A 17,672-nucleotide genomic window follows, 5' to 3' on the forward strand; every position below is an offset into this window, starting at 1 on the left:
CATTCGCTGCCCCAAATTGGAAGCCGCTAAACAACAAAAATCAAACCATCGCTCAAAGAAGGTAGTAACTTTATGCAAGCAGTCAAAATGGTAATCACTGGCCCATTCTCTGCCGGTAAAACACAATTTATTGGGTCTGTTAGTGAAATTGATGTGGTTTCTACAGAACGCAAAATCTCTAGCGCTGCGGAAAAAGTGAAAGAAAGCACCACTGTGGCCATGGATTTCGGCCGTATTACCGTTGGGGACGACCTGGTTCTTTATTTATTTGGTACGCCAGGACAACGTCGCTTTGATTTTATGTGGGACATTCTCTCACAGGGGATGTTGGGCTTTGTGGTAATGGTGGACAGCACCAAGCCCGAAACTTTTCGGGAAGCCAAACGCATTTTGGAAACATTTGAAAGCTATGCCTCTACCCCATTTGTAGTTGCCGCCAACAAGCAAGACATGGAAGATGCCTGGGAGCCAGAGGATTTACGCATCATTCTACGCTTACGGCCAGATGTAAAAATCTTGCCTTGCGTTGCCACTGACAAGGAAAGCGTTAAGAATGCCTTGCTAGAATTACTTTATTCAATTTTGGACCAATTGGATGAAGAAAATGGTGAGTAGCTGTTTAACGTGACCTTTACACCTCATTTACCAGCTTTTCACAGTTTTGCTAATTGCTAAATGTTAATATTTTCGGTGTGCATATGTCCACGAAATTATGCCGTCAGCGCGCACCAGCTCTTCATTAAAAAAATGGGCCGCCAGGCATCAGCATTCTTTTTCCAGACGTCGCATACATAGTTTTTATTAACGCAGGAACATAACACCTTCCGCCGTCTGGCGTTTTCATGGGGGTAATTGAGGTAAGTGTGAGTTCTATTGTTACCGAGCAAGGGATTCTACATTACGAATCAATAGGGCGGGGCCAGCCCATTATTCTATTACATGGCTGGATTAATTCTTGGGACGTTTGGCGCGACCTGATGATTAGCCTGGCCAATACCAAGCGATACCGGGTGTATGCACTAGACTTTTGGGGCTTTGGTGACTCAGCAAAAGGATCGCAGGCTCAAACGGCCGCTTTCCAAATTGACAGCTATGTTGAAATGGTACACCAGTTCATGGATTCGCTTGGCATCCAAAGTGCGCCCATTTTTGGGCACTCCATGGGCGGCACCGTAGCGCTGCAGATCTCACTCGCCCACCCAGACCGTGTAGAAAAAGTGGCATTAGTTGGTTCACCGATAATCGGCCGTTCTTTGCATCCTTTCTTACAATTGGCTGGGTATGGTTCTATTGCCAAGCTCGTTTGGCGGTATCCTATTGTGCTACACTCTATCATGCGTATTTTGCTAGCCAAAGATTCTAAAGAAGTGCGGAACATGATTTTTAGGGATGTTCAGAGAACGACCATTGAATCCTTCTTCCGTAGCATTGGCGACCTGCGGGATACAGACCTAAGCAAGCAATTGCCAACCCTCAACATTCCAACCCTAGGAATTTATGGAGCCAAAGACAATATCGTTTCCCCCACAAATGCTGATTTGCTAAAAAATGGTGTCAAATCTGTTGAAGTGCAAATGATGCCGCAATCGCGCCATTTCCCTATGACCGATGAGCCAGAACGCTTTTTAAAAACAGTAAACAGCTTTCTAATCAATCATTCCAACGGCCAGGCAGTGCAGTGATGAACCAAGAAGTGGCAATCGAGGAAGAATATTTTTATCCTAATAAAATGGGGCGTATTGTTCTTGTCGCCATGGAAGAGATCATGGGGCATCACGGGGTGAACGCCGTACTGAATTTAGCAAAGCTCTCACACCTGGTAAACAATTACCCACCAAATAATTTACAATTAGGATTTACATTTTCAGAATTTAGCGTCATTCAACAAACGTTGGATGATATGTATGGTGAGCGTGGCGGCCGCGGATTGGCTTTACGCGCTGGCCGCGAAACCTGGAAATATGCACTTAAAGAATTCATGCCTGTTTTGGGTATTACAGATTTGGCCATGCGAATGTTACCATTGGGGATTAAAATAAAGATAGGGTTGGATGTTTTTGCTGAAACATTTAACAAATTTAGCGATCAGAGAGTGCGTTTAGGGGAAGATGCAGAGCATTATTTGTGGATCATCGAGCGTTGCCCGATTTGCTGGCAGCGCGTTTCCAAAACGCCATGCTGCCATCTGGCGATTGGGCTGTTAGAGCAAGCTCTGGGGTGGGTTAGTCGAGGGCGGCGATTTAAGGTTGAACAAATTAGCTGCATTGCCGCAGGTGATGAAACCTGCACCATAGCCATAACCAAGCAGCCGATAGTCTAATTTTGTAGCGGTACAGTTTTTATGCGAAGAATAATCATCAACGAGACGAGCTTTATTGCGCCATTTAATGAACCAGCGCGTGATCTGCGCGTGCAAAATAAACCATTGTGGCTTTGGCAACGCGATCTGCTGGTGAAGCACGCCAATGAAGAACGTGAATATCCCGATTGGGAGATCGCTCGTCAACTGGAAAATGAAGAAGTAGAAAGTCTGGTGCATCGGGACAATCTCTTTTTTAACCAGTTGTTGATTGATGATTTCATTAAGCAAGCTCGGGATGGCAAGCGTCCCGTTCGGCTGGCTTTTCACAAGGATGACCCAGCGATTGCTAAACATGTACGGCCGTTAACCCACTCGTTTATGCAAAAAGACGACCTGCTGTTGGCAGATATGTGGTATCTACCGAAGGGATTATCCCAAAGTCTGGAAGCCGAGCCGCTGGTTATAAACACAGAATCCAGAGAACGGGGCTATTATCACATTCCGCCCTACATGGCCACTGAGTTTGGCGATCTGGTTTATCAGCTACCCAAAAAGGTTTTTGTGCTCGTAGAAAATTGGGTACATCTATTTGTAGCCGACATTTTGCTGGGCGTGTTTACCCAGGGAGCCAATGAAGAAGATCACATTGCTGGCAGTATACAGTACAAGTTAAAAATTTTGGCACGGTCGGTGCTTGAGCAAAAGCGGGTTTTATCCAGCTCAGAGTTGGTAAAAGTGGGGAAAAATGTACATATTGACCCTACGGCCGTTATCCACGGCTACACGGTTATTGGCGACAACGTCACGATTGGAGCCGGCGCAGTCATTGATAATTGCATTATTGGCAATAATGTCACCATTTCCCAGGGCTGCCAATTGCTACTAAGCGTCGTCAGCGACGGCTGCTTCCTCCCCTTCCGAGCCGCCCTGTTCATGACAACGCTGATGGAAAATACATCAGTGGCGCAAAACACTTGCTTGCAACTATGCGTGGTTGGGCGAGACTCGTTCATTGGTGCAGGCAACACCTTCACCGATTTCAATATTTTGGGTGGTCCGCTTAAAACAATGAACCATGAAGGCAAGCTGGAAGCAACCAACCTGTTGATATTGGGAGGCTGTGTTGGGCATCATTGCCGCATAAGCTCTGGGGCAATTATTTACGCCGCCCGTACCATTGAGTCGGATGTGGTTTTGTTAGCCTCAGACGATCGACAATTTATTACCAAAAATGTCACTTACGAACAAAGCGATCATCACCCGCATAAAGAACGATATCCTTACCCGCGCCTTTATCCAAGAAAGGGGGAAACCGGCTCGTGGTAGCTGGCCAGTGCCCCAACTTGGCGGAAAGTAGCATTGTAAGGGACAGAATTACCATTGAACAGAAATTCATACCGGCTACACTCAACTTTATTATGCAGGACAGTTTTGCCTTTATCATTCATCCGTTAAACCCAAAGCGCGATGTGAGTCGCAAATATCCTGCGTTGGGTAAGTTACCTGCCTGGCTCATTGAATTTCTATCCATTTTTTACCCTCCTGTCCTGGTTTCAGAAATTGAAGGGGTGCAATCGGTAGAAAACGGCCGTACCCTCAAAGGTTGGTTCGTCGCTTGCCCGCTCACGCCAAATATGATGCTACGCCTCCCCACCAGGCTGGTTTACCGCAAAATTGTGCAAACTGGCAAACTGGCAGAAAAGCTGGGCGCACAAATCCTGGGGTTAGGCGCATTCACCTCGGTTGTGGGGGATGGCGGCAAAACCATTGCCAAATCGCTTAACATCCCCGTAACAACCGGGGATAGCTATACGGTAGCACAGGCGGCCCATGCGATTCGGGAAGCGGCCGTTTTGCTGGAAAAACCGCTGGCGGAATCAACCGTTGCTATTGTGGGTGCTACCGGAGCCATTGGTTCCGTTTGTGCCCAACTGCTTGCCCGAGATTGCGGCAAGATACTCCTGATTGGTCGCCGGCTTGAGAAACTAAATGAAGTGGCTACAGCCGTTCGCCAGCAAGGTGGCAAAAACGTGCAGGTATCGGCAAACATTGATGATATCGCTCAGGCACATTTCATCATCACAGTTACTAGTGCTGTGGATGCCATTATTGAACCTCAGCATTTGCGTCAGGGGGCTGTAGTATGCGATGTATCTCGCCCCCGCGATGTCTCTAAGCAAGTGTCAGAGCAACGCCCCGATGTGCTAGTCATTGAAGGCGGCATGGTAGAAATTCCCGGCCCCGTTATCTTCAATTTTGACTTTGGCTTCCCGCCAAAAATGGCATATGCCTGTATGGCAGAGACAATGGCGCTTGCACTCGACAAAAATTACGTTTCTTTCACGCTAGGTAAAGACATAAAATTGTCGCAAGTTCAGACAATTGATACAATCGCCAAACGGCATGGTTTTAGGCTTGGCGGCTTCAGAAGTTTCGAGCGCGCCGTAACAAGTGACAAAATAGCATTTGTCAAAGCTGCCCATTTATCTAACCAAAATGCTGTCTCTGCCGTTCCGTACCTAGACCCAAATAATCTAGAATCTGTAAATCTTTGATCTGCCAAGGAAAAAGCTCATGAGCAACGGCCGTATTTTAATAGTAGAAGACGACTTTGATATTTCGAACATGCTTCGCATCTTCTTTACCGGGCAAGGTTACCACGTAGACGTGGCTGCTCGTGGCAACGATGCCCTGGAGATTTGCCGCAAAAAGCTGCCAGATCTCATCGTGCTGGACATTATGCTGCCAGACATGAATGGGTACGAAGTGTGCAAAGTGATGCGAACCACCACCCGCACCAGTCACATTCCCATCATCTTCCTCACCCAAAAAGATGAAAGGAGTGACCGCATCGCTGGTTTGGAATTGGGCGCGGATGATTACATCACCAAGCCGTTTGATATTGAAGAGCTAAAGCTGCGCGTGCGGACCGCCATCAATACCTATAAGCGTCACAACATGACAGACCCCATCACGGGCCTGCCCAGCAGCCGCCTCATTGAAGATCAGCTACGGGCGTTAATGCGAACCAAAGATTGGACTTATTTGCAAATTGGCATTGATCACATTGAGCCATTTAGCGATGAGTACGGCTTCCTGGCCCGCGATGAGGTGCTTCGCTTCACCACCTTGTTGCTCAATGAGGTAGATGATGAGCATGGTACGCTAGACGATTTTGTGGGCCATGCTACCAGCAACACTTTTGTTTTGGTCACCAAGACCGAAAATATAACCTCTATGGTTAATGAGCTGCGCCAGCAGTTTGACGAAGGCATTCTCTCCCATTACAGCTTTATCGATCGTGAACAGGGAGGCATTATGCAGCCAGACGGTAATTTGGTGCCGTTGATGAAACTTTCAATTGGGATTGTTTCTGACAAGACACAACGCTTTTCAGATATTCGCGAAATCACAGAAACAGCCGCAGAAATGCGTCGTTTGGATAGAGATAAACAAGCCCAGCAATAGATAACTTATCACTGGCATTGCCCGCTTTTGAGCGGCATCCGGCGATCGTGTAAAGCAGAAGTAACGGCTGAGGTTTGATACACAAGATGGAAAAAGAATTAACCTCAGCTATGATTTGGAGTTTGTTTGACAGCCTTCATGAAGGCATTCTCATAGCTGAGACGGACGGCACGATTTTATATTTCAATGAATCCGCAGGCGCATTACTTGGCCTGGCGTCTGACGTTTCATCACTGCAAGCTGTTGATCATTTGATTGTTTCTGCTGACCGCTGGCTAGATTGCCTGGAACCCCCTTTTGTCACCACAATTTCGGTTGGGAACGGCCGAACCCTTACCCTTCACAGCCACACTGTTGAGCTCAACAGCAACCGCCTGGTACAAATCGTTCTCTCGCCACAACTACCCGCTGCTGATGCTGACCATCAGCAAAACAGCCAGCTCTTTCAGCAAGTGGTAGACCGCAACCGTGACTTTGAGCTGCTGCTCAACAGCAGCAATGCCTTCTCTAGCACGCTAGACAAAGAAACCATTTTGACAACGCTAGCTAACCAGGCAATTGAAGCAATAAACGCCACTGGCTGCACCATTTACCAATGGCTGCCAGCCCAGGACAAACTGGTGGTGTTAAAAGAAGCAACGGCCGCGCCAGAAACGGCCGTTGCTACCCCAGGCAGCCATTATCCCATTCCCAACTCAGCCACCTTGAGCCAGGTATTAAATCGCCAACAAACCATGACCGTGCGTTTGGTAAACGAGGCGGCCGCAAACCTGCCCCTGCCGCAATGGGCAACCAACTCGATGCACTGCACATTGGTTCCCCTGGTGCTCACGGGCGAGACATATGGTTTTATTCAGTTACTCAGTGCAAACGGCCGTCTGCCCAGCACCACCCAGCACGAACGCAAACTACTCACCGCCCTGGCTAACCAAGCCGCCTCTGCCCTGGAAATCGCCTTCATTTTTGAAGATACCTACGAACGAGAACGGTTTTATGGCGCAATGGGCAACGTCAGCCTGGCGCTCAACTCCAGCCTGGATCGAGAAACCGTGCTCAACCTCATTTGCAGCGAAGGGCGTCGCATCTTCAACGTAAACGGAGCCTATATTTGGCAGCTTGAAGGAAACCAATTTGTAGGCAGCGCCGCCGCTGGACACGGTGCTACCGAATTCACTGGCACCACGCTAGACAAAAATGATGCTGCCAGCTTTGTGGCTCAGCTTGCCCAAACTGGCGAGCCGACCTTCATCAATCGGCTCACAGAAAAAGACCAAACTGAGATACGGCTGCCAGAGCCAGAGCGCATTCAATCAGTGTTGGGCGTGCCGCTACAGCGTGAAGATGATCTGGACGGGATTTTAATTTTGGCAGACAGTCAGCATCCGGTGCGGTTTACCAACAAAGACGTCAGTTGGGCCACCACGTTTGGGGTGCAAGTAGCCATTGCCCTGCAAAATGCCAAGCTATTTGAAGAGCAGCGTGCCTTTAACGAAACGCTCGATCGGCGCGTGGAGACACGCACCCAGGCACTCAACGATGAAAGTAACCGCGTTAAGATTCTGCTACGCATTACGTCCGAACTATCCGTTAGCCTGGATCAGGATCGGGTACTGAACCAAGCATTAAATCTGGTCAACGGTGTGGTGAACGCCACCGAGGGCGTTATTTTGCTTATAGACCAGGAATCGGGCGAAATGATCTTCCAGGCGGCCATTGGCAACGAACGGCCAGTGCCGCCCGGCGGCATCCCCAGCGGCATGATGCGTAATGAAGGGCTGGCTGGATGGATGATGGAAAACCGTTCGGCCGTCATTGTGCATGATGCCCTTGAGGATTCCCGCTGGCTAGAGCGCGAAGCCAGCCGCAAGCATCGCTCTGTGTTGGGCGTCCCGCTCATCTCCAATGAAGATGAAGAAGTGATTGGCGTGCTCATGATGTTCCACCCGGAGCCAAATGCCTTCACCAATCAGCAGCTAGACCTGGTTGAAGCAGCCGCTATTCAGGTAGCCAATGCCATTAACAACGCTAGCCTGTACAAACTAATTTTTGAACAAGCAGAGCAGCTCGGCTCTATGCTGCGTACTGAAATCATCCAAAAAGCGAATCTGGAAGCAATTTTGGAAAGTATTGCCGACGGCGTAATTGTGGCCGACAGTCACAACGAGGTAGATATTGCCAATTTGCCCGCCTGCAATATTTTGGACATTCCACGCCATCAGCTTTTGGGCAAGTCAATCAATGAGCTGCTGGGACTTTACGGCCATTTTGGCGAATCGTGGATTCACACCATTAACGATTGGGCCAACAATGCGGATCGAATTGAGCAGTGGACGTATCTGGCTGACCAATTAGTGATTGAAGACAAATTTGTAAGCGTCCACCTTTCACCTGTGTTGTCTGACAATCAGTTCTACGGCACGGTTTCTATCTTCCGAGACATCACGAAAGAAGTAGAGGTAGACAAGCTCAAGAGTGAATTTGTTTCTACGGTATCTCATGAGCTACGCACCCCAATGACTTCTATTAAAGGATATGCTGACCTAATGCTGATGGGGGCTGCCGGACAGATGACAGAGCCGCAAATTCGATATTTGCAAGTGATTAAGAATAATGCTGACCGGCTACACATGTTGGTAAACGATTTGTTGGATATTTCGCGAATCGAGACGGGCAAAACGGGGCTGGATTTACGGCCATTAGACATCCCACAAATCATCGAACAGGTGGTAGATGGACATTTAAACGGCCGTATCCAACACGAAGCCCGCATGATCCAAGTGGACACAAATATCGCCCCAGGGCTGCCATTGGTCAATGCCGACCACGCCCGTATTACACAGGTTCTAACCAATCTGCTAGACAATGCGCTGAACTACACACCGGACAACGGCCGTATCACCATCGGTGCCAAAGCCACCCACAGTTACGTACATATTAGCGTCACAGACACCGGTATCGGCATCGCCAAAGAGAATCTAGACAAAATCTTTGACCGCTTCTACCGCGCCGAGGATTCAGAAGTGCAGCAAGTGCCTGGCACTGGTCTGGGGCTGGCCATCGTTCGCAGCCTGATCGAAATGCACGGTGGGCGGCTGCGCGTGGAAAGCGAAGTGGGAAAAGGCAGCACCTTTACGTTTAATATTCCGGTCGTCATAGAAGATAGCGACCCAACCTAGCAATTTTTTCAATCATGCGTAAGTTGCTCAATTGGAAAGAAACATTATGACAAAAATTTTAATAGCCGAAGATGATCAAGATATTCGCGAACTGGTTGTGCTAACCCTCCAGTTCAGCGGTTTCGATGTAACCCCCGTTGAAGACGGTTCTTTGGCAGTTGAAAAAGCAAAAACGGAAAATTTCGACCTGATATTGATGGACGTACGCATGCCCCGAATGACTGGCTACGAAGCGTGCCGTCGCCTGAAGGCGATGGATGCGACGAAAGATATTCCTATTATTTTCTTATCGGCCAAAGGGCAAGAGCAAGAAATACAAACTGGATTAGACGTGGGCGCAGCCGATTACATTTTAAAACCGTTTGCACCGGACACTTTGGTCAACACCATCAACAAGGTTCTGAACGAAAACCCTTCTGAGAAAGCCACAGAGGAAAAAGAGAGCTAAGAGGATTTAAGCCTAATCTCATCAATCTCTGTGAACATTTGCACAGATATTAAGGTAAAAACTGGCTAAACATGAGCATCACTACCATTGACAGCCAACTGATTCATTACGAAGTGCTTGGGCGCGGCCAGCCGCTGATTTTCATTCACGGCTGGGTTGGCTCCTGGCGCTACTGGTGGCCGTCAATGCAAGCCCTCTCCGCCCATTACCGCACCTTCGCCTTTGATCTGTGGGGCTTCGGCGATTCCAGCAAAGTGCCAGATGCTTACTCGCTGGATGATTATGTGAAAATGGTAGACCAGTTCATTGATAAGCTGGGCGTGGCTCGCCCGGTCATTTTGGTGGGTCATGGGCTCGGTGCGGTGGTGGCGCTGCGCTATACGGCCGCACACAAAGACAATGTCCACAAAGTGGCCACCATTTCGCTGCCAGTGGCTGGCGATTACCTCACCAACAAGCTGCAAGGCGCAGACACAGGCTCGATGATTAGCCGCGTTTTGGGTCGTGAAAGCTTCAGCGAGCTAGACAGCGAAATCCGCAAGGTAGACCCAATGGCGGTCTCCAAATCTATGGAAGAAATCAACAGTCTGAACTTTGTTCCTGATATTACTGCCCTGGAAACGCCGTTGCTGATGGTATACGGCCGTCAAGATAGTCTTGTGCTGCCCCCCAACGGTCAGTACAGCTACCTCCAGCAATCCATCAACGACCGCTTTTATGTGGAGCTAGACCTGTGCCACCACTTCCCCATGCTGCAAGAAAAAGCCAAATTCAACCGCCTCCTCCTCGATTTCATCATCGCCAGTGCCGACCTCACCGAACTCACCATCAAAGAGTATTGGACCCGGCGTATTCGCTAATTCCCATTCCATCTTGTCACCCTTTACCAAAGTCAACTACTACCGGCTTGTAGCCTGTATCAAACCCTTTTATGCTTTCCGTCCATTGTGGGGTTGAAAACGGCCTGCCTGAAAGGCAGGGGGTTTTACCCTATTTACAGACAATAAGATGATGTCATTCCCGTTTTCACGTTGAGGGGAGGACATGTTTTAAGTAAAACGGAAATCAGGATAAAAACAAAGACCGACAAACACACCAAATCTTTGCACTTGTTCAAAAAAGAACGCGATTCCCTCTTTGAAAAGACTCCAATAGCGTCGCAATGTCCCGTCAGTGCGTAAAAGCGGTTTTCGAGCCTTGCCTAGTTGTACAGCGACACTGCCCAGCGCTAAACACCAACCATAAGCGATGGCCAAGATGACCAATAACCGCTCCACGTGAGCCGGACAACGGATGCGGCTTGTGCGCCATTGCTAGCCACCACTCTTGAGGTCGAGGAAGCCCCGCTCTTCCCAGTTTCGCTGGGCGTATTCTCAGCCGGAGAGTGACGGGTCGTTCGTCACCAGAGCCCAGGGTTCTTTGTGTTCGGCATCCCATAGCGCATGCGCCCAGCCAGCCAGACCGCCTGTCGAGATAAAAAGCGTGCCCTCTACAGAGCGACATTGACCCCGGTCAACCAACTCCACAATTCTGAGAGTCGCTTCAGGCAAAACGATCTTGCTGTTGGCCGGACCCGGAACAAGTGGTACCAACCCAATCGAATAATGGCTCGGCACAGGTCTGACGAGTTGCCAATCCCACGGTCAGCTAACACCACAACCTCGCAATCTGGTGGAAGACCCGCTTGAACATGCCGTAGTACGCTTTCAATTACCTTTGAAGTGTCCTTGATGAACGTTTTATTTCAAATCAAACGTGTCCTCCCCTCAACACGCAGGCGGGAATGACAGGTTAAGATCATTTGTTCCCTAAAAGTAGCCTCCATAATACAACCTAAGCGCTATCAAACGCAGCTTGCACAATTTCTTTAGCTTCGGCCTGGATTTGGCGTAGGTGGTCTTCGCCTTTGAAACTTTCGGCGTAGATTTTGTAAATTTCTTCAGTGCCAGACGGCCGTGCTGCAAACCAGCCATTCTCCGTCACCACCTTCAGGCCACCGATGGCTGCGCCGTTGCCCGGTGCGTGGGTCAATTTGGCGGCGATGGGCTCGCCCGCCATTGTGCTGGCACTCACCATCTCCGGCGACAGATTGCTGAGAATCGCCTTTTGCTCACGGCTGGCGGGGGCGTCACTGCGCTGGTAGACGGGGCTGCCAAATAGGTTTTCCAGTTCTTGGTATTGGTCGCCGGGGTCGCGTTGGGTAACGGCCGTAATCTCCGCCGCCAATAAATTCAAAATGATGCCATCTTTGTCGGTGGTCCACACGTTGCCGTTGTGCCGCAGGAAGGACGCGCCCGCACTTTCCTCGCCGCCGAAGCCAAACGAGCCATCCACCAAGCCATCCACAAAATATTTGAAGCCGACCGGCACCTCCGCCAGCCGCCGCCCCAGATGATTGGCCACGCGATCAATCATAGAGCTAGAGACGAGCGTCTTGCCAATGGCGGCATCCGCTGGCCAGCTCGGACGATGCTGGAACAGATACCAGATTGCCACCGCCAAATAATGGTTCGGATTGAGCAGCCCAGAACTCTTGGTGACAATGCCGTGCCGATCCACATCCGGGTCGTTGCCAAAGGCGATGTCAAAGTCGTCCTTGAGCCGAATGAGGCTGGCCATCGCATACGGCGAGGAGCAATCCATGCGGATTTTGCCGTCTTTGTCTACGGTCATGAAGCGGAAGGTGGGGTCAACGGCCGTATTCACAATCGTTAAATCCAGTCCATATTTCTCTGCAATCGGCTCCCAATAATCAATTGCCGCACCCCCCATTGGATCGACACCAATTTTAAGGCCAGCCTGGGCAATCGCCGCCATATCAATCACGTTTTCCAAGTCGTTAATGTACGGCATCATAAAATCGTAATGATGCACATTGCTGGCCTGCATGGCTTGCTTTAGCGGCAGTCGCTTCACGGTTTTCAGCCCGTCGGCCAAAATTTCGTTGGCGCGATCCTGGATGGTTTTGGTGGTTTCTGAGGGAGCTGGCCCGCCTTCGGGCGGATTGTATTTGAAGCCACCGTCGTCTGGTGGATTGTGGGAGGGGGTGATAACGACGCCATCGGCGCGGGTTCCAGAACGGCTGTTGTTAAACGTCAAAATGGCATGTGAAATCGCAGGCGTGGGTGCATAACCCAAATCTGCCTGAATGAAAAGCTCCACCCCATTGGCAGCAAACACCTCAACGGCCGTTGCCTGTGCTGGTTCTGAGAGCGCATGGGTATCCATTCCCAAATAAAGCGGGCCACGAATACCCGCTTTTTGGCGATATTCGCAAATGGATTGACTAATCGCCAAAATGTGGGCTTCATTGAATTTAGTCGCCAACGATGAGCCACGGTGACCAGAGGTACCAAAACTCACTTGTTCATCGAGGTTGTTGGCGTCAGGATGGGTGGTGTAGTAAGCAGAAATCAATCGAGGGATATTGACAAGCATGTCGCTGGGGGCTGGCTTCCCGGCGAGGGGGTGCAAGGCCATGAGTCGCTCCTTTTTTGAACAGGACACTGATTCGCAAACCTGCTTACATCTGTCATTCCCACCTGTGCGGGAATCCATATACTTGCCCAATAGTGGATTCCCGTTTTCACGGGAATGACAGTGGCAAAGACGGCAAGTTTCTTGAAGTAGCGCGAATAAGTCCCTGATGTATTAACCAGATGCGGCAATTATACCAGCGGTTGCCTTACTCGCTGTACAAAAAGTTGTAGATTACGAAGCCGACAAAAATGCGCTCGATGTAGAGGCGGGTTTCGGGGAAATTGACTGTCTCGACGAACAGATCCAGGTCGTCACCGGCCTGGTCATACCAGCGAGCAGCATTGCCGGGGCCGCCGTTATATGCCGCTAAAGCGGCGTGGGCGTGGCCATCGAAGCTGTTGAGCTGCTGGCTTAGATAAAATGCACCAAAATTGAGTCCGACATACGGTTTGTACAAATCATCATTCACAAAATTGGGCCAGTTGAGCAAGTTTGCGATGTACAAGCCCGTATCTGGAATAACCTGGCTGAGTCCTTGCGCGGCCGCGCCGGAGCGGGCAAAACTCTCAAACAAACTCTCCTGCCGCACGAGGCTAAATTGTAGGCGGGGGTCAAAGTCGTACTGCTCGGCCAGCGGCAAGATGAGATCGGCGTAGTAAACCGGATAGGCTAACTGCCCGATAAATTCAGGTACTTCAAACACGGTTTGCCCGGACAAGTTGAGCACGCTCATCGCCGCCAAAATCGAGGAGCGGTAAAGGCCAACGTCGCGGAAGTAAAGGGAGAGTTGGTAACTGAGCAGCGCATCATCGGCTACAGAAACGCGCAGATTTTCGAACTCGGTTTTGGCTGCTTCAAACAAACCCGCATCACACAACTTTTGGCCCACAATCAGCCGGGGATCCCCGGCAAGGCTTGCGTTAAGCTGGCTAACCGAGGCATCTTCATCCAGCAACAGCCAATCCCGCAGCCAAGTTTCAGCTTCTGCCTGCAAACTTTCTTGCTCAAAGGGAGTTGGTGGGAAGAAAAGGCCGTTTCCCGCAAAAGCCCTCTGCTCATCCTCATCTGCCAACCCCTCCGCCCGCAGCCAGTAATAATCCACCTGCCGATTGGTGAGGAGCAGCCGCCGCACGTCGCTGGCGATGTCGTCTGGAGCAGGTGGGGGAACGGCCGTTGCCGCTGGCGTTCCTGAGGGTGTGACTGTGGGTTCAATGGTCACGTTTGGATTGAGGGTGGGGGTAGGGGTTGGAACGTACTCTGGCAGCGTGCGCTGGAGCCAGACCATGCCCGCACCGCCGTACTCAGTTTGCGGATAGTTGAGGATGAGCTGATGCCAGCGATCCAGTGCAGTTTCCACATCCCCGCCCCCGTGAGCCAGCCAACCCGCCAGAAACAGTGCTTCGGCAGACTCTTCAAAATTTGGGTAATCGGTGCCGAGAAGTGTGTAGAGGGAAACGGCCCTTTCCACATCTCCCACATTTACCGCCGCATTCGCCCCGCGCCACGCCGCCAGCGGTGCCTCGGCCCCTTCTGGGAACTGCGCCAAATATTCCTGGTAGCGTGCCAGGGCGGCAGCCGCTTCCCCAGCACGGGCGCGAAGATTGGCTTCTTCGTACAGGCCAAGGGCGGGTCTGAGTGCTGAAAATTGTGCCATTGCCGCCAATGCCGCCGAGCCGCTGCCCAACGCTTCGTAGCTCCAGGCAATGTACAGATGAGCGTCGGCAGGAAAATCATCTGGATTGATGGCAATAGCCCGCTCGAAGGCAGCGATGGCGGGCTGGTACGATTGGGCATGGAAGTTAACGACGCCCCGCTGGTACTCATCCACAATCACGCCAGCTTCCACCAACTGCACCAGCCCCAGGTACGTTTCGTAGGCGCGAGGGTATTGCGTGAGGCCGAGTTGGAAACGGCCGTACGCCGCTTCTGTGTCTTCCATCGCCAAATAAGCCATCCCGGCTAGGTAGTTCATCTGTCCTTTGGTGAATTCGGTACGGGCCAGGTCGCGGATGGCGTTGTATTGGCGGATGGCTTCGCTGAAACGGCCGTTTTCCACATAAAGCTGCGCCAGCCGCTGCCGATTGGCTACCTCTTTCAGCCGCTGCGCCGGAGCGGCCACCGCCGCCTCGTAAGCGGCCACCACCGAGGCAGTTTCGCCATTGGCGGCGAAAATTTCGGCCAGCAGCGGCTCCACGTAAGCCGCCATCTCCGGGTTTAGCCCCAGGTAAAATTGGTAGGCGGCAATGGCAGCTTCGCTATCCCCTAACGCACCGTGAAGCTGCCCCAGCCGCATGTAAACGTCGGTTGGCACAGAGTCGGGGAACTGGGCTTCTAAATCTTCAAAGGCGGTGATGGCTTCTGGAAAACGGCCGTCTGCCTGCAGCGCCACGCCCAACTGGTGCAAAATGTACATCTGCTGTGAGGTAGTGTAGCTTTCCTGGATTTGCTTGGCAGCGGTCAAATTTTCAATCGCGGCGGCAAAATCGCCGTTGTGTAGCTGTGCTTCAGCCAGCGTAAGCCGAATCTGCGGCGCGGGGGTTGGCGTAGGCGAAGGCAGCGGAGTGGCCGTAGGAATAGGTGTGACGGTGGGAATGTTGGAAACGGCCGTTCCCACCACCTCTTCTGCCTGATTTGGCTGTGGGGTTGGAGGTGGCAACGTTGGTAAACCGGATGCCAGTGTGGGGGTTGGCTGAATTGCTAAATCATTGGTTGGTTGGGGAACGTTGCTGGTAGCTGGAGCAGGTTTGCTACACGCAATCAGCCAGGCCAACCCAATCAGAGCCAGACCTACGTGCCAATATTTTCGCAATTTTTGCATATAAAAAATAGTTTCCTCCCACCCCTAACAAAATAATGAATTGTGAACAATGAATTGAGAATGGTGAATGAAATGCCACCTCACAATTCATTGTTAATTATTCTCAATTCATTATTTCATCGTTATTTTCTTTGGCCTCCTGCTCTTCAATTTCATCCAGCGCTTCTCCCACGGCTTCTTCAATAGATTCCTCATCCAGCACCGTGCGGGTCATCAAATCCCACCCCAGGTAAAGCAATGAAAATTGCAGAAAACCGAGCCAGGCAAACAAAATCTGCAAGGCAAGTTTAGCATTGCCTGCCTGTGCCTGAATGGTGCTTTGGGTGGTGCTTAATGTATTGCTGATGTTCTGGATCAGCCCCACGTAATCACCCAGCAGCGGATCTACTTCGGCGACACGGCCGTTTATAACCGCCAAATCATCCGAAACCGCATAAATATTTTCAGACACCGCTGCCAAATTTTCATTCGCATCTGTCAAACTGGGTTCTAGCTCCCGCAAACGATCGGGAAAGCCATCCAAGCTGCTACCTAATCCAGAAACCGTCTCATCGAACGGTACAGTGGGCTGGTAGTTGACACCGAGATCATAGTTCAACTCAAAGCCTAAAATTTCTTCCTCAATTTTGAAAGAGTTGAGCGTGAGCAAGGTATCATCAATCACACCGGCCACCTCTGCTACGGCTGGAATTGCTTCCTGTACCGATTCGATACTGTTAGGCGCATCTTCCCCGGTAATTTGAGCCACCTCTTCCAGCAATGGCTGGGTATCCTCGATAGTTTTTGCCAGGGAATCGGCCGTATCTTCCACCGTCACCAGGCTGGCATTCACGTCGCTAATGGTGGTGCGGGCCAGTGCCAACGTATCTTCCACCGTCGCCAGGCTGTCGCCCGTAAGCCCCAGCGTATCGTCTACCAGCATCACTACTGCATCCACGGCACGGCCACTGTAGACAATGCCACCAATGCTTAATAAAACGCCAATCAAGCCAATAACGAACAACACAAATCCTGAAATTCTGCGAAACATTTCCCTCTTCCTCCTAAATTTAGCCACGGATTTCGCGGATTTTTAAGATTATTTGTTTAAATCCGCGGAATCCGTGGCGGGTTTTACGCTTCTGCAATGATAGCGGGCGTTCCCCGCCGCCCGGTTATCAATTCCCAGCCTAAATAGAGCGGTGCAATTTGGGTTAGCGCCAGCCAAATCATGGCAAATGTAATGCCGCTTTTAACACGCTCGCTCTCTTCCTGAATTTGGGCGCGCATTTGGCGAGTGCTGTCGTTGATATTGGTGATGAGCATAAGATATTCGTCCAAAATGGGATCGAACTCGGTGAGACGGTCGTTTACCGTCTCCAAATCATCTGCCAGCGTGCGAATATCCTGGCTTACCGTCTCCAAATTGTCACTGGTGATGGTGATGTACGCTTCCATAGCGCGCAGGCTCTCTGGAATCCCTTCCAGACCATCACTCAGTTCGCGCACCGATTGGTCAAACGGAATCTCAGGCTCGTAATCAATGCCCAAATCATACTCAATATTCAGGCCAAAAATTTCTTCATCAATGCGAAAGCTGTTCAACGTGACCAATGTGCGATCAATGACTCCGGCAACTTGCTCCAGGCTGGGGAACGCTTCTTGAATTGTCTCCAGATTGTTGGGAACCTGATCTGAGGCCACAACAGCAATTTGGTTGAGCAACGGCCGTGTATCAGACACGGTTTCTGCCAAATTGTCGGCGGTGGTTTCGGCCGTCGTCACCACCGTGTTCACATCTTCAATGCTGCTTTTGGCTAGCAGTAGCGTCTCAGACACGATTTCCAGGCTATCCGATGTTTGCGCGAGCGTTTGGGCAAAGCTGGCCGCAACACGATCTACCAACTGATGCCCCATACGTGCCCCGATGATCGAAAACGCAATGCCGCCCAGGGCAATGATTAGCAGCAAAATGCCAATAAATCGTTGAAACATAGTCAA

Annotated in this window: 14 protein-coding genes; 9 read left to right on the forward strand and 5 right to left on the reverse strand. The window is 50.7% G+C overall.

Annotation, left to right across the window (positions count from 1 at the left end; genetic code table 11):
- Positions 1-72 precede the first annotated feature (72 nt).
- The 9 genes from ACOQPM_RS18920 (at position 73) to ACOQPM_RS18960 (ending at position 10,254) form a co-directional block, all read left to right on the forward strand.
- Complete coding sequence (locus ACOQPM_RS18920; RefSeq protein ID WP_420631820.1) at positions 73-615, forward strand: GTP-binding protein; 543 nt, start codon at positions 73-75, stop codon at positions 613-615.
- A 248-nt stretch (positions 616-863) separates the two neighbouring features.
- Positions 864-1,682: an alpha/beta fold hydrolase gene (locus ACOQPM_RS18925; RefSeq protein ID WP_420631821.1), complete on the forward strand. Its 819-nt coding sequence runs from the start codon at positions 864-866 to the stop codon at positions 1,680-1,682.
- Positions 1,682-2,320, forward strand: coding sequence for a V4R domain-containing protein (locus tag ACOQPM_RS18930; RefSeq protein WP_420631822.1), 639 nt, complete (start codon positions 1,682-1,684; stop codon positions 2,318-2,320). Before ACOQPM_RS18925 ends, ACOQPM_RS18930 begins: the two co-directional genes overlap by 1 nt.
- A gap of 21 nt (positions 2,321-2,341) precedes the next feature.
- Positions 2,342-3,628: a multidrug transporter gene (locus tag ACOQPM_RS18935; RefSeq protein WP_420631823.1), complete on the forward strand. Its 1,287-nt coding sequence runs from the start codon at positions 2,342-2,344 to the stop codon at positions 3,626-3,628.
- Between the two features lie 92 nt (positions 3,629-3,720).
- Positions 3,721-4,857, forward strand: coding sequence for a shikimate dehydrogenase (locus tag ACOQPM_RS18940; RefSeq protein ID WP_420632428.1), 1,137 nt, complete (start codon positions 3,721-3,723; stop codon positions 4,855-4,857).
- Positions 4,858-4,876: 19 nt separating this feature from the next.
- Complete coding sequence (locus ACOQPM_RS18945; RefSeq protein WP_420631824.1) at positions 4,877-5,770, forward strand: response regulator; 894 nt, start codon at positions 4,877-4,879, stop codon at positions 5,768-5,770.
- Between the two features lie 86 nt (positions 5,771-5,856).
- Positions 5,857-8,946, forward strand: a complete 3,090-nt coding sequence (locus tag ACOQPM_RS18950) for a GAF domain-containing protein (RefSeq protein WP_420631825.1) — start codon at positions 5,857-5,859, stop codon at positions 8,944-8,946.
- A gap of 46 nt (positions 8,947-8,992) precedes the next feature.
- On the forward strand, positions 8,993-9,394 hold the full coding sequence (locus ACOQPM_RS18955) for a response regulator transcription factor (RefSeq protein WP_420631826.1): 402 nt from the start codon (positions 8,993-8,995) through the stop codon (positions 9,392-9,394).
- Positions 9,395-9,465: 71 nt separating this feature from the next.
- Positions 9,466-10,254 carry an alpha/beta fold hydrolase gene (locus ACOQPM_RS18960; RefSeq protein WP_420631827.1) on the forward strand — a complete coding sequence of 263 codons (789 nt, stop codon included), beginning with the start codon at positions 9,466-9,468 and terminating at the stop codon, positions 10,252-10,254.
- A gap of 513 nt (positions 10,255-10,767) precedes the next feature.
- Here ACOQPM_RS18960 and ACOQPM_RS18965 read toward each other — a convergent pair.
- The 5 genes from ACOQPM_RS18965 to ACOQPM_RS18985 form a co-directional block, all read right to left on the reverse strand.
- On the reverse strand, positions 10,768-10,944 hold the full coding sequence (locus ACOQPM_RS18965; protein WP_420631828.1) for a hypothetical protein: 177 nt from the start codon (positions 10,942-10,944) through the stop codon (positions 10,768-10,770).
- Positions 10,945-11,227: 283 nt separating this feature from the next.
- Complete coding sequence (gene pgm, locus ACOQPM_RS18970) at positions 11,228-12,874, reverse strand: phosphoglucomutase (alpha-D-glucose-1,6-bisphosphate-dependent) (RefSeq protein WP_420631829.1); 1,647 nt, start codon at positions 12,872-12,874, stop codon at positions 11,228-11,230.
- A 205-nt stretch (positions 12,875-13,079) separates the two neighbouring features.
- Positions 13,080-15,692, reverse strand: a complete 2,613-nt coding sequence (locus ACOQPM_RS18975; RefSeq protein WP_420631830.1) for a tetratricopeptide repeat protein — start codon at positions 15,690-15,692, stop codon at positions 13,080-13,082.
- 103 nt (positions 15,693-15,795) lie between these two features.
- Entirely contained in the window at positions 15,796-16,722 is a 927-nt protein-coding gene (locus tag ACOQPM_RS18980) for a hypothetical protein (RefSeq protein ID WP_420631831.1), read from the reverse strand.
- Positions 16,723-16,805: 83 nt separating this feature from the next.
- Positions 16,806-17,666 carry a hypothetical protein gene (locus ACOQPM_RS18985; RefSeq protein ID WP_420631832.1) on the reverse strand — a complete coding sequence of 287 codons (861 nt, stop codon included), beginning with the start codon at positions 17,664-17,666 and terminating at the stop codon, positions 16,806-16,808.
- Between the last annotated feature and the right edge of the window lie 6 nt (positions 17,667-17,672).

Origin of the sequence: Candidatus Leptofilum sp. (assembly GCF_965223525.1) — a bacterium.
GTDB lineage: Bacteria > Chloroflexota > Anaerolineae > Promineifilales > Promineifilaceae > Leptofilum.

Bases quoted from the DNA above. Each gene is read 5' to 3' on its own strand.
- ACOQPM_RS18980 (WP_420631831.1), bottom strand. From the start codon at position 16,722: ATGTTTCGCAGAATTTCAGGATTTGTGTTGTTCGTTATTGGCTTGATT.
- ACOQPM_RS18955 (WP_420631826.1), top strand. From the start codon at position 8,993: ATGACAAAAATTTTAATAGCCGAAGATGATCAAGATATTCGCGAACTG.
- ACOQPM_RS18950 (WP_420631825.1), top strand. From the start codon at position 5,857: ATGGAAAAAGAATTAACCTCAGCTATGATTTGGAGTTTGTTTGACAGC.
- ACOQPM_RS18930 (WP_420631822.1), top strand. From the start codon at position 1,682: ATGAACCAAGAAGTGGCAATCGAGGAAGAATATTTTTATCCTAATAAA.
- ACOQPM_RS18920 (WP_420631820.1), top strand. From the start codon at position 73: ATGCAAGCAGTCAAAATGGTAATCACTGGCCCATTCTCTGCCGGTAAA.
- ACOQPM_RS18960 (WP_420631827.1), top strand. From the start codon at position 9,466: ATGAGCATCACTACCATTGACAGCCAACTGATTCATTACGAAGTGCTT.
- ACOQPM_RS18940 (WP_420632428.1), top strand. From the start codon at position 3,721: ATGCAGGACAGTTTTGCCTTTATCATTCATCCGTTAAACCCAAAGCGC.
- ACOQPM_RS18945 (WP_420631824.1), top strand. From the start codon at position 4,877: ATGAGCAACGGCCGTATTTTAATAGTAGAAGACGACTTTGATATTTCG.
- pgm (WP_420631829.1), bottom strand. From the start codon at position 12,874: ATGGCCTTGCACCCCCTCGCCGGGAAGCCAGCCCCCAGCGACATGCTT.
- ACOQPM_RS18935 (WP_420631823.1), top strand. From the start codon at position 2,342: ATGCGAAGAATAATCATCAACGAGACGAGCTTTATTGCGCCATTTAAT.
- ACOQPM_RS18975 (WP_420631830.1), bottom strand. From the start codon at position 15,692: ATGCAAAAATTGCGAAAATATTGGCACGTAGGTCTGGCTCTGATTGGG.
- ACOQPM_RS18985 (WP_420631832.1), bottom strand. From the start codon at position 17,666: ATGTTTCAACGATTTATTGGCATTTTGCTGCTAATCATTGCCCTGGGC.